Here is an 11694-nt window from a genome sequence, read left to right on the forward strand (position 1 = left end):
GATTGCAGGCATGGGGAACACGCAGGAACATACCGTCAAGGCGTTCGACCAGGACATTGGCCAGCTTCGCGGGTTGATCTCGCAGATGGGCGGACTGGCCGAAAGCGCCATCGCCGACGCGATGATCGCGTTGCAGCGCGGCGACGCCTCGCTTGCCGAGCGGATCGCCGCCGACGACAAGCGGATCGACGCGATGGAGGCCGAGGTCGAGCGGACCGCCGTCCGCATCATCGCGTTGCGCGCGCCGATGGCCGACGACCTGCGCGAGGTCGTCGCCGCGCTCAAGATCGCCAGCGTGATCGAGCGGATTGGCGATTACGCCAAGAACATCGCGCGCCGTGTTCCGCGGATCGAGAGCGAGCATCGTATCGAGCCGGTGTCGATCCTGCCCGCGATGGGCCGGATGGCCGCCGCGATGGTCCACGACGTCCTCAACGCCTTCGCCGCGCGCGATCCCGAGGCGGCGCTGGCGGTGTGCCAGAGCGATAATGCGCTCGACGATTTCTACGACAGCATCTTCCGCACACTGGTCACCTTCATGGTCGAAAACCCGAAGACGATCAGCGAGTGCGCGCAATTGCTGTTCGTCGCCAAGAATCTCGAACGGATCGGCGATCACGCCACCAACGTCGCCGAGATGGTCTATTTCGCCGCAACCGGGGTGCGGCTCGTGGAACGCGAAGAGGAGTCGATTGATGGCCAAGGCCCGCATGTTGCTGGTGGAGGACGATGCCAGCCTCGCCGAGCTGCTGGTGTGGCATTTCACCCGCGAGCATTTCGACGTCCAGCACACGATCGATGGCGAAGAGGCGTTGCTGCTCGCCAAGGAGACGCCGCCGGATATCGTCCTGCTCGACTGGATGGTCGAGGGCATTTCCGGGATCGAGGTATGCCGTCGCCTGCGCCGCGCTGCCGAGACGCAGAATGTGCCGATCATCATGCTCACCGCGCGCGGCGAGGAGGAAGATCGCGTGCGCGGGCTCGAAACCGGTGCCGACGATTATGTCACCAAGCCGTTTTCGCCGCGCGAATTGGTCGCACGCGTCGGTGCGGTGCTGCGCCGCGTGCGCCCCGCGCTCGCCGGCGAGCAACTCACCTATGCCGATCTCGAGATGGATACGGTCGGCCACAAGGTCCGGCGCGGCGGTGACGTCGTCGCGCTAGGGCCGACGGAATTCCGTCTTCTCAAGCACTTCCTCGAACATCCCGGCCATGTCTTCTCGCGCGAGCGTCTGCTCGACAGTGTCTGGGGCCACGACAGCGACATCGAGAGCCGTACCGTCGACGTCCACATCCGCCGGCTGCGCAAGGCGATCAATGAAGGCGGACGCCCCGACATCATTCGTACTGTGCGTTCGGCAGGTTACGCGCTCGACACCGGCCATTGAATCTTTCCGGTGTCGCAACAACGGACCTTTTTCTGTCGTGGGGCGTTGCCCGGACCGCGTGATAACAACGCGTTTCTGACCGAACGCACACGGCAGGAGAAAGATAAGATGAAGGCCATTCTTCTCGCGGCAGCCGCCGTCATCGCCATCCCCACGATGGCGGTTGCACAGGACACGCCGCAGACCACGACGACCGCGCCGGACACCGGTGCTGCGCCGGCGACGACCGCGGACCCGAGCATGCCCGCCGATCCGGCCGCCGCGCCGCAGACCGACACCACGATGCCCGCCCCGACGACTCAGGCCGATCCGGCTGCGCCGGCCCCCGAAGCCAATGCGCCGATGACCCCGCCGGCCGGTGACGCGATGACCCCGCAGTCGGGCGGCGCGATTGGCACGATGAGCGGTGGCGGCTACCAGCCGTCGCAGCCGGCCGTGTCGGGCACCCCGCAGCCGGGTGCGATCGTCCGCTACCAGGCCGCGCCATCGCCGTCGCAGGCGTATCCGGCACCTGCGCCCAAGGCGAGCTACCCGATCTGCAAGAAGGGCCAGTATGACGGCTGCATGCAGGCCAGCGACGCGCGCAAGTCGACGCGGCGCCGCCGCTAACCAAGGTAACTTCGGACGGGCATTGCGCACGTTCGAAGGATGAGTATGGAAGGCGCTTCATTCGTTCAGGAGGGAGCGCCTTTTCCATGTCGATCCGTTTCGACGATCGCGTCGCCATCGTCACCGGCGCGGGCGGCGGCCTTGGCCGGCATTATGCGCTCGAACTCGCGAAACGCGGTGCCCGCGTCGTCGTCAACGATCTGGGCGGCGATCGCAGAGGCACCGGCGCCTCCGACGCCGCACTGGCGGTCGTCGAGGAAATCCACGCTGCCGGTGGCACCGCGATGGCGAACGGCGCCAGCGTCGCCGACTATGAGCAGATGGTCGAAATGGTCGCGCACGCCACGGAGGTGTGGGGCGGCGTCCATATCCTCCTCAACAACGCCGGGGTGTTGCGCGACAAGTCGTTCGCCAAGATGGACCCGGCCGATTTCGCCTTCGTCGTCCAGGTCCACCTGCTCGGCAGCGCCAACGCCACCAAGGCGTGCTGGGAGACGTTCCGCGCGCAAAATTACGGCCGCGTTCTGATGACCTCCTCATCGTCCGGCCTGTTCGGCAATTTCGGGCAAGCGAATTATGCTGCGGCCAAGCTCGGCATCGCCGGGCTTGCGCGCACCTTGCATCTGGAAGGCGCGAAGCACGACATTCGCGTCAACACCATCGCCCCCACCGCCGGCACCCGCATGACGGAGGGGCTGTTCCCCGATGCCGCCTTCGCTGCCTTCGCGCCCGAAAAGGTCGCGCCGGCCGCGCTCTATCTGGTCAGCGAAGAAGCGCCCTCCGGCCACATCGTCGGCGCCGGAGCAGGCGTCGTACAAGCCAGCTATATCACGCTCACTCCCGGCGTAGCGCTGGAAGGCGAAGACCTTTCACCCGAAGGCGTGGCGCGTCACTGGGCCGAGATCCTCGACCGTTCCGACGAGATCGTTCCCGGCTCGGGCGCCGAACAGGCGATGCTGATCGCGCGAACCTTGCAACACCCCCAGTGAAGCCGTGCGCCAAGGCTCGGCACGCGGGCCTTGAACCGTCCTGAAGCTATTCCTCGACCAGCTTCATCAACCGCCGTTCGACCGGCGCGAGCACCGGGCCAAGCTCATGCCCGCGCCGCACCACTTGACCTGCCTCGCCGACCAGCGCCCACATGCCCTGCCGATTGCGCAGCGCCGGGCGCTTCTCGACGCGGAACTCGGGGCGCTCGGTGGCACGGCGAAAGGCCGAAAACACCGCAGCGTCGCGCCCAAGATCAAGCGCATAGTCCCGCCAATGCCCGGCGGCGACCATCCGGCCGTACAGGTCGAGGATCCGCATCAACTCGGCCCGGTCGAAGGCCACCTGTCGCGATTGACCGGCACCGGCCGGAAAGGGCGTCACGATCCCCATCAGGCGCGGTCACGCTCCTGTCCGCCTTCGGGCTGTTGTTCGGCGATCAGCGCATCGAGCCGCTTCTTCATCGCCTCCAGCTCGCAGCGCAGCGATTCCACGCGCTGCGTCGCGGGATCGAACATCTCGCGACATGGCGTGCCATAGGGGACGAAGCGCGACTCGGGCGCCGCCCCGCCCTCGACGACGGTCGGGCGCGCCGGAATGCCCACCATCACCGCCCCCTCGGGCACGTCGCGCGTGACGACAGCGTTCGCGCCGACCCGCGCACGCGGCCCGACCGTGATCGGCCCCAGCACCTGCGCGCCCGATCCGATGATCGCCCCATCGGCGATCGTCGGATGGCGCTTGCCCGCGACACCGTTATCGGGGCTGGTCCCGCCCAGCGTCACGCATTGATAGATGGTGACGTCGTCACCGATCTCCGCCGTCTCGCCGATCACCACAAAGCCGTGGTCGATGAAGAAATTGCGCCCGATCGTCGCCCCGGGATGGATGTCGATCGCGGTCAGCGCGCGGGAGAAATGGTTCACGATCCGCGCCGGCAGGTAGAAACCCGCGCGATACAGCCGATTGGCGACCCGATGCCACGCCAGCGCCCAAACGCCGGGATAGGTCAGAACCTCAAGCCGCGAGTGCGGCGCCGGGTCGCGCGCGCGGATCGAGATCCAGATAGTTGATCAGTCGCGACATCCGCGTTCCCTTTTGCCTTCGCCGCAAGATAGAGCGTCGTCGCGCCCGTTTCCATAAGCAGCGCTATCGAGCGAGAAACCGGATTTTCCTATCGTCATTATGGGATATGACCGATGACGGGCTGCACGGTCCTTCCTGATCGTGCTGGGGAGACCGAATGCAGGCGCTGACGCAACTCGATTTTGCCGCACTTTGGCCGTTCATCGCGGTCGGTTTCGGCGCTCAGCTCGTCGATGGCGCACTCGGCATGGCATTCGGAGTCATCTGCAACACGTTGCTCGTCGCGGTGATCGGGCTGCCCCCGGCGCGTGCGTCGGCGAACGTCCACATCGTCGAGACCTTCACCACCGCGATCTCGGGGATCAGCCACGCGATCACCGGCAACATCGACAAGGGGTTGTTCCTGCGGCTGCTCGTCCCGGGCGTGATCGGTGGCGTTGCCGGCGCCTATCTGCTGACCAATATCGACGGCGCGGTCGTGAAGCCGTTCGTGCTCGCCTATCTGGTCGCGATTGGCATCTATCTGCTCGTGCGCGGGCTGATGTTCCCGCCCAAGGTCAGCAAGCCGAAAGTGGTCGAGCCGCTCGGGCTGCTCGGCGGCTTCATGGACGCTGCCGGCGGCGGTGGCTGGGGGCCGATCGTCACCTCGAATCTGCTGGTGCAGGGCGTCGAACCGCGCAAGGTCGTCGGCACGGTCAGCGCGGTCGAGTTCTTCCTCACTGCGGTCGTCTCGGCGACCTTCATCTACCATCTGGGCATAAAGGACTTCGCGACTGCGACTGTCGGCTTGCTGATCGGCGGGGTGTTCGCCGCGCCGCTGGGCGCGTTCTTCGCCAAGCGCATTCCGATGAAGGTGATGCTGGTGATGGTCGGCACCGTGCTGACCATCACCAGCACCTACGGCTTCATCCGCGCCGTGCTGATGTAGGCATCCGCGTCATTCCCGCTTTCGGCAGGAATGACGATCATCGCCTCAGGCGATCGCGTGCACCGTAGCGACCGCCTTCATTACCGAAGCGATGCGCGCCGCGGTCTGAATGACCTCGGCGGTGACGCCAGCCTTCTTGAGCACCTGCTCATGGCTGTCGATGCACATGCCGCACCCGTTCATCGCGCTGACCGCGAGGCTGAACAGCTCGAAATCGACCTTGTCGATCCCCGGCGCGCCGATCACGTTCATGCGCAGCTTGGCCGGCATCCGGCTGTATTCCTCGTTGCTGGCGAGGTGCGTGAAGCGATAATAGACGTTGTTCATCGCCATCACCGCAGCCGCCGCGCGCGCCGCGGTCGCCGCCTCAGGCGAAAGCTTGCCCGCGACTTCCGCCTCGGTCGCCTCGACCAGCGGCTTGTAGCCGGAGCCATGCGCGCAGGCGAGCAGCGTACCGTACTTGCGTTGGTCGTTGAGGACCGTCTCGTTCAACAGCGAACCGACGTTGAGGCGAATGTCCTTGGCGAAGTCGGGCAACGCGCCCGCGAATTCCTTGAGTGCCATGTTTCTCTTTCGACATAAAAAAGCCCTCTCCCCCATGGGGAGAGGGTTGGGTGAGGGGCAGGTGTCTCGCAGAGAGGCAGATCTCGGTTAGACCCCGGCCCCTCACCCCGGCCCTCTCCCCGACGGGGAGAGGGAGAAGCATCAATCAGGCCGCGACCTGCAGGACGTCGTCGCCCTTGTTCCAGTTGCACGGGCACAGCTCGTCCGTCTGCAACGCGTCGAGCACGCGCAGCGTCTCGGCCGGGTTGCGCCCGACGTTCAGGCCGTTGACCTGCACCGCCTGGATGATGTTGTCCGGATCGACGATGAACGTCGCGCGGAACGCGACATGCTCGTTCTTGTCGACGATGCCGAGCGCGTCGGCCAGCTTGCGACCGTTATCCGCCAGCCACGGGAAGTCGGACGCCGCCAGATCCGGGTCCGACTTGCGCCATGCCAGGTGAACGTGCGCGGTGTCGGTCGACGCACCGATCAGCACCGCGTCGCGGTCTTCGAAATCGCCCTTGATCTGGCTGTAGCCGACGATCTCGGTCGGGCAGACGAAGGTGAAGTCCTTCGGCCAGTAGAACAGCACCTTCCACTTGCCCGGATAGGCGGTGGTCAGGTCGAGCGTCTCGCCGTTCGGGAGCGCGCTGGTGCCCTGCTGGACGGGGACGGTGATGGCGGGGAAGGTGTCGCCGATGGTCAGCATGTCTGGCTCCTGTAAATAGAATGCGGAGTTCCAGTCATCCTCTCTGCCGGGGCCGCGTCGCTGCGCCGCCTCTCGTTGCGATGGCGATATAGGGGGCTTCGCGTGATCGAACAAATCGTCTATTCCACGGGCAGTGATCGCTGGAGACGATGAATGGCCGCCACCTACCTCCCGACGCTCAAGCAATTGCAATATCTCGTGGCGCTCAAGGATCATGGTCATTTCGGCCGCGCGGCGGAGGCATGTTTCGTGACCCAGTCGACGCTCTCGGCGGGGCTGCGCGAGCTGGAAACGCTGATCGGCGTGACATTGGTCGAGCGCACGCGCCGCGTCGTACGCTTCACCCCGCTCGGCGAACAGATCGCCGCCAAGGCGCGAGTCGTGTTGCGCGAGGCGGAGGAACTGGGTGACCTCGCCCGCGCCGCCGGCCGTCCCTTGTCGGGCGAGATGCGACTGAGCGTCATTCCGACGATCGCACCCTTCCTGCTCCCGCGCATCCTGCCGCGGCTGCGGCGCGACTATCCCGACCTGAAGCTCTACCTGCGCGAGGAGCCGAGCGGCCCGGCCTGCGAAGCGCTCCACAACGGCCGCACCGATTGCGTGCTGCTCGCGCTGCCCTATTCCTGCGGTGAGGTGACGGTGCTCAAGCTGTTCGACGACCGCCTGTTCCTCGCCTTTCCCGAGGGCGAGATGCCCGCCAGCCTCGCCGCGGTCCGCCCGGAAGAAATCGACGAGACGCGGCTGCTGCTGCTCGAGGACGGCCATTGCCTCAAGGAACATGCGCTGGCGGCGTGCAACCGCGCCGAATTGCGTGCCGAGGCGACGATGCTCGGCACGTCACTTCACACGATGGTGCAGATGGTCGACAACGGGCTGGGCGTCACCATGCTGCCCAAGATCGCGCTCGACGCCGGCATACTCGACCATACCAAGGTCGTCGCGCGTCCGCTGGACGCTGCCGCGCCGGTCCGCACGCTGGCGTTGGTCTGGCGCCGCGCCTCGCCGCGCGAACGCGATTTTCACCTGCTCGGCGAGGTGCTGAAGGCCGCCGCCTGAGTGGACCATCGTCGCGATTGACGCGCAGTCGCAATCGGCGCAGCTTCATTTCCTGGAGCTCGTCGTTCGTCGGGCAACGTGTCCGTCGCGGCGCCTCCGGTCGGGAGGTTGGTCGCATGGCTTATGCAAATCGCATCGACAATTCACGGCGTTTCACCACGATCGCGGGCGTCGCCGCGATCCACGGACTGATCGGCTATGTCTTCATCAGCGGCATGGCCACCAGCTTCGTCCATTCGATCTCCAAGCCGTTCATCACCACCAACATCCCGATCGAAACCCCGCCGCCGCCCGACGTCACCCCGCCCAAGCTGGAAAAAGTGACACCGCGACAGAGCAGCGTCGCGCCACCGCGCGTCACCGTCACGCCGATCGTCCCGACGCAGCAGAGCACCGACACCTTCGTGCTCGTCGACACGCCTACGCTTCCGCCGCTCGCATCCGGCAACGACGGCGTGACCGTCGACCAGCCCGCAACGATTGCGGCCGTCAGCAAGGCGAGCGGCGTGCTCGCACGCGGCAACCGCAACGATTGGATCACGACGGACGACTATCCACCATCGGCGATCCGCGCCGAGGAGGAAGGCGTGGTCGGCATCGCGCTGCGGATCAACGCGGAGGGGCGGATCGATCCGTGCAGCGTCACCGCGTCGAGCGGCCATGCCTCGCTCGATCAGGCGACGTGCCGCCTCTACCAGCGCCGCGCGCGCTTCACCCCGGCGCACGACGATGCCGGGGCACCGGTCACGGCGACCTTCACCGACCGCATTCGCTGGCAATTGCCGCGGTAATTACGACCAGCGCGCCGCCGCGTTATCGTCGGCGGCGCGCGCCTCTACCCAGCGAGACGCGCCGTCGACCGTCTCGCGCTTCCAGAATGGCGCATCGGTCTTGAGCCGGTCGATCAGGAAGGCACAAGCGTCGAGCGCGGCGGCGCGGTGGGCCGAACAGGTGCCGACGAACACGATCCGCTCGCCCGGCGCCATCGGCCCGACACGGTGGACGATCGTCGCCGCGGTCAACGACCAGCGCGCGCTCGCCTCTTCGGCGAGCCGCGTCAGCGCCGCCTCGGTCGCGCCCGGATAATGCTCCAGCTCCAGCGTCGCGACACCATCGTCGGCGCGCACCAGCCCGGTGAAGGTCGCGACCGCCCCGCCCCGCTCCACGCGCTCGAATTCGGCCGCGACATCGATCGGTTCGCGCGAGACGAGCACGCGGATCATCCGCCCGTCACCGGCGGAAAGATCGCGACCTCGCGCGCGCCTGCGATCGGCGTGTCGAGCGAGACGAACGCCTGATCGACCGCTGCGCGCAGCCGCGCCGGATCGGCGAAAGCGGCGGTGTGGCCGGGGCTGCGCGGCGCGAGCCAAGCGACGAGATCGGCGACGGTCGCGACCTCGGCGGGCGCGGTCACGTCTTCCTCGGCCAGTCCGATCCGCTCACGCACCCAGGCGAAATAGAGTAGTTTCATACGCGTTCCTGACCCGCCGCCGTTCGTGCTGAGGAGGCATTGAGCGAAGTCGACAAGCTTAGCCTCCGCTCAGGACGAACGGCGGAGAAGCCGGCTCCCTCAATCCATATGCTTCAAACCGACCCGTAGATAATCCCATCCGGTGACGATCGTCAGCGCCGCCGCGCCCCACAGGCTGGCGAGGCTCGCCACCTTGATCCACGCCTCGCCCGGCAACGCGCCGGACAGGATCAGACCGCCCAGCGAGACGAGCTGCAGCGTCGTCTTCCACTTCGCCAGCCGTGAGACCGGCAGCGACACCTGCAACCCGGCGAGGAATTCGCGCAACCCGCTTACCGCGATCTCGCGCAACAAGATCACCAGCGCGGCAATGATATGCACGCCGGTGATGGCAGCGACATCGTCGTGCCGCGTTCCGACGAGCATCAGGATCACGGCCGCAACCATGATCTTGTCGGCGATCGGATCGAGGAACACGCCCAGTTTCGACACCGTGCCCTGCGCCCGCGCCAGGTAGCCGTCGAAATAGTCGGTGATCCCCATCAGGCAATAAAGGCCGAAGGCGATCCCGAACCCGAACCGCCAGCTTGGCCACCAAAGGAACGCCACCAGCAGCGGCACGGCGACGATCCGCGACAGCGTCAGGATGTTAGGCAGGGACAGCATCGGTGCGACGTGGACCCGCGGGGCGGACAGCGCAAGCGCCTGTCGACCGAAAAACGCCGTTGGATCGCAGCGGGCCAGCGGCTATGGCTCGGCGAATTGCCAACAATCCGGGGGCCGGGTCCCGCGTCATGATCAATGCCCTCGGGCTTCTCAAGCGGCGGCGTTTCCTGCCGCTGTTCACCACGCAATTTCTCGGTGCCTTCAACGACAATCTGTTCAAGACCTCGATGGTGCTGTTCGCCACCTATGAGATCTTCGCCGACGAAACGCAGGAGAGCTTCTTCAACGCGCTGACCGCGGCGCTGTTCATCCTGCCGTTCTTCGTGCTGTCCGCGCTGTCGGGCCAGCTTGCCGACTCGAGCGACAAGGCGCGGATCATTCGCATCGTGAAGACGGTCGAGATCGCGATCATGGGCGTCGGCGGCGCGGGGCTGATGCTCGCGCGCACGGGGGCGGTGACGCTGCCGCTCGTGCTGATGCTCGCCGCGGTGACCGGGCTCGGGGTGCATTCGACGTTCTTCGGTCCGATCAAATACGCGATCCTGCCGCAGCATCTCGACGAGGACGACGTGCTCGGCGGCACCGGGCTGGTCGAGGCGGGAACGTATCTGTCGATCCTGCTCGGCACGATCCTCGCCGGCTTCGTCTATAAATCGCCCTTGCTCGTCACCGTGCTGACACTTGCGGTCGCGCTGCTCGGCTGGCTGACCGCGCGTGCGGTGCCGCCTGCGCCGCGGCTCGGACCGAAGCTGGTGCTCGACTATAATCCGATCCGCGCCTCGTGGCGGCTGATTGCCGAGACGATGCACATCCCGCGGCTATTCCTGGCGATCTGCGCGATCAGCTTCTTCTGGACGATCGGCTCGGTACTCATCATCGTCTTCCCGCCGCTGGTGAAGAACGTCCTGACCGCCGATGCCAGCGTCGCCAGCCTCGTGCTCGCGGTGTTCTCGATCGGCGTCGCGATCGGCTCGGTGGTCATCAACCTGATGTTGCGGGGGCAGATTTCGGCGCGCTTCTCGCCCGGATCGGTGATCGCGATGGGGCTGGCGGTGCTTGCCTTCTGGTGGGTCGTAGGGCTGTGGACGCCGGCGCCCGTTGGGCACCTGTTCGACATGGCCAGCTTCATCCGGCAACCGCACGCGGTGCTGGTGCTGCTCGCCCTGCTCGGCGTCGCGATCTTCGGCGGGATGTTCGTGGTGCCGCTCTATGCGTTCCTGACCACCACCGTGACCAAGGACCATACCGCACGCACGGTGGCGGCGAACAATGTCGTCAATGCCGGCGCGATGACCTTCGGGTCGATCGCCGTCGCGGGGATCACCGCCTTGGGCGTCACCCCGTCGGAGCTGTTGCTGGTGGTCGTCGGGATGTGCGTGATCTCGGCGCTGATCGCGCAGCGGCTGCACCGCGCCTGCGACTGACCGCCTAAAAGAACAACGTCGAGAAGGTGATGAAGAAGGCGCCGAAGCTGAGCAGGAACAAACGCACGTCCTGATCGCCCGCCTTCGCCGCCTGCGGTGCAGGCGGTGGCGGCAGGGTGCGGCGGAAAGGATGTCGTGCACCCTCGTTCGTCAGGACCAGTCGGCGTTGCATAGCCATCTCTTAACGCTTCGTTTACGAATTCGGCCACCATTCCCTGTCGCGTCCCCTGTGTCGCGACGGGACAACCGGGGAACGACGCGATGCCGCTCTACGCCTTCAAGGGACAACGCCCGACCCGAGCCGCCTCTGCGTGGGTCGCGCCCAGCGCCGACGTGATCGGCGATGTCGTGCTCGGTGAGGACGTCGGCGTGTGGTTCGGCGCGGTGATCCGCGGCGACAACACCACGATTGCCGTGGGCGCGCGCAGCAACGTGCAGGAAGGCTCCATGCTCCACTCCGACCCCGGCGTGCCGCTGACGATCGGCACCGAATGCACGATCGGCCATCATGCGGTGCTCCACGGCTGCACGATCGGCGACCGCACGCTAATCGGCATGGGCGCGATCGTCCTGAACCGCGCGGTGATCGGCGCGGACAGCATCGTCGGCGCCGGCGCGCTGGTCACCGAAGGCAAGGTCTTTCCGCCGCGCTCGCTGATCGTCGGCAGCCCGGCGCGCGTGGTGCGGGAGCTGGACGATGCGGCCGTCGCAGCGCTCCGGATATCGGCAGCGCATTACGTGGAGAACGCGCGCGCGGCGGCAGCGGGGCTTGAACGCGTGGACGAGCCCACCCAGCGGAAATGACGAACGGGCAAAAACCCGCG

Annotated in this window: 15 protein-coding genes and 2 pseudogenes; 9 read left to right on the forward strand and 8 right to left on the reverse strand. The window is 66.4% G+C overall.

Features of this window, described 5'->3' with window-relative positions:
- Nucleotides 1-10: 10 nt before the first annotated feature.
- From phoU to QP166_RS09215, 4 genes and pseudogenes are all read left to right on the forward strand, one after another.
- Nucleotides 11-682 (forward strand): annotated as a pseudogene (phoU, locus tag QP166_RS09200) (phosphate signaling complex protein PhoU); the annotation flags it as partial.
- Between the two features lie 13 nt (nt 683-695).
- Entirely contained in the window at nt 696-1388 is a 693-nt protein-coding gene (gene phoB, locus QP166_RS09205; protein WP_184032802.1) for a phosphate regulon transcriptional regulator PhoB, read from the forward strand.
- Nucleotides 1389-1496: 108 nt separating this feature from the next.
- The gene (locus tag QP166_RS09210; RefSeq protein WP_333915644.1) at nt 1497-1997 is read left to right on the forward strand and encodes a hypothetical protein; all 501 of its coding nucleotides are present in this window, start codon (nt 1497-1499) and stop codon (nt 1995-1997) included.
- Nucleotides 1998-2083: 86 nt separating this feature from the next.
- A complete protein-coding gene (locus QP166_RS09215; RefSeq protein WP_333915645.1) occupies nt 2084-2986 on the forward strand; it encodes an SDR family NAD(P)-dependent oxidoreductase in 903 nt (300 codons plus the stop codon).
- A gap of 46 nt (nt 2987-3032) precedes the next feature.
- On the opposite strand, the gene QP166_RS09220 is transcribed toward QP166_RS09215, so the two are convergent.
- A complete protein-coding gene (locus tag QP166_RS09220) occupies nt 3033-3377 on the reverse strand; it encodes a DUF2794 domain-containing protein (protein WP_333915646.1) in 345 nt (114 codons plus the stop codon).
- Nucleotides 3377-4070, reverse strand: a pseudogene (gene epsC, locus QP166_RS09225) (serine O-acetyltransferase EpsC). The gene QP166_RS09220 and the pseudogene epsC overlap by 1 nt, the downstream one beginning before the upstream one ends.
- Nucleotides 4071-4227: 157 nt before the next feature.
- On the opposite strand from epsC, the gene QP166_RS09230 reads away from it, so the two are divergent.
- Complete coding sequence (locus QP166_RS09230) at nt 4228-4998, forward strand: sulfite exporter TauE/SafE family protein (RefSeq protein ID WP_333915647.1); 771 nt, start codon at nt 4228-4230, stop codon at nt 4996-4998.
- Nucleotides 4999-5043: 45 nt separating this feature from the next.
- On the opposite strand, the gene QP166_RS09235 is transcribed toward QP166_RS09230, so the two are convergent.
- Both QP166_RS09235 and QP166_RS09240 read right to left on the reverse strand, forming a co-directional pair.
- Nucleotides 5044-5562, reverse strand: a complete 519-nt coding sequence (locus QP166_RS09235; RefSeq protein ID WP_333915648.1) for a carboxymuconolactone decarboxylase family protein — start codon at nt 5560-5562, stop codon at nt 5044-5046.
- A 145-nt stretch (nt 5563-5707) separates the two neighbouring features.
- A complete protein-coding gene (locus QP166_RS09240; protein ID WP_333915649.1) occupies nt 5708-6253 on the reverse strand; it encodes a peroxiredoxin in 546 nt (181 codons plus the stop codon).
- A 153-nt stretch (nt 6254-6406) separates the two neighbouring features.
- Here QP166_RS09240 and QP166_RS09245 point away from each other — a divergent pair, with 153 nt between their 5' ends.
- Together QP166_RS09245 and QP166_RS09250 are read left to right on the forward strand one after the other, a co-directional pair.
- Nucleotides 6407-7309, forward strand: a complete 903-nt coding sequence (locus QP166_RS09245; RefSeq protein WP_333915650.1) for a hydrogen peroxide-inducible genes activator — start codon at nt 6407-6409, stop codon at nt 7307-7309.
- Between the two features lie 116 nt (nt 7310-7425).
- A complete protein-coding gene (locus QP166_RS09250; RefSeq protein WP_333915651.1) occupies nt 7426-8100 on the forward strand; it encodes an energy transducer TonB in 675 nt (224 codons plus the stop codon).
- Here the strand turns inward: QP166_RS09250 and QP166_RS09255 are convergent, their stop codons facing one another.
- The 3 genes from QP166_RS09255 to pgsA form a co-directional block, all read right to left on the reverse strand.
- Nucleotides 8101-8532 (reverse strand): molybdenum cofactor biosynthesis protein MoaE, encoded by a 432-nt coding sequence (locus QP166_RS09255; protein ID WP_333915652.1) that lies wholly within the window; start codon nt 8530-8532, stop codon nt 8101-8103.
- The gene (moaD, locus tag QP166_RS09260) at nt 8529-8780 is read right to left on the reverse strand and encodes a molybdopterin converting factor subunit 1 (RefSeq protein WP_333915653.1); all 252 of its coding nucleotides are present in this window, start codon (nt 8778-8780) and stop codon (nt 8529-8531) included. The genes QP166_RS09255 and moaD overlap by 4 nt, the downstream gene beginning before the upstream one ends.
- A gap of 99 nt (nt 8781-8879) precedes the next feature.
- A complete protein-coding gene (gene pgsA / locus QP166_RS09265) occupies nt 8880-9446 on the reverse strand; it encodes a CDP-diacylglycerol--glycerol-3-phosphate 3-phosphatidyltransferase (protein ID WP_333915654.1) in 567 nt (188 codons plus the stop codon).
- 128 nt (nt 9447-9574) lie between these two features.
- On the opposite strand from pgsA, the gene QP166_RS09270 reads away from it, so the two are divergent.
- Nucleotides 9575-10870, forward strand: a complete 1296-nt coding sequence (locus tag QP166_RS09270) for an MFS transporter (protein ID WP_333915655.1) — start codon at nt 9575-9577, stop codon at nt 10868-10870.
- A gap of 4 nt (nt 10871-10874) precedes the next feature.
- On the opposite strand, the gene QP166_RS09275 is transcribed toward QP166_RS09270, so the two are convergent.
- On the reverse strand, nt 10875-11048 hold the full coding sequence (locus tag QP166_RS09275; protein ID WP_333917393.1) for a hypothetical protein: 174 nt from the start codon (nt 11046-11048) through the stop codon (nt 10875-10877).
- Between the two features lie 83 nt (nt 11049-11131).
- Between QP166_RS09275 and QP166_RS09280 the strand changes: the two genes are divergently transcribed.
- Nucleotides 11132-11674, forward strand: coding sequence for a gamma carbonic anhydrase family protein (locus QP166_RS09280; protein ID WP_333915656.1), 543 nt, complete (start codon nt 11132-11134; stop codon nt 11672-11674).
- Nucleotides 11675-11694: the final 20 nt, after the last annotated feature.

The organism is Sphingomonas sp. LR60 (assembly GCF_036855935.1).
Taxonomy (GTDB): domain Bacteria; phylum Pseudomonadota; class Alphaproteobacteria; order Sphingomonadales; family Sphingomonadaceae; genus Sphingomonas.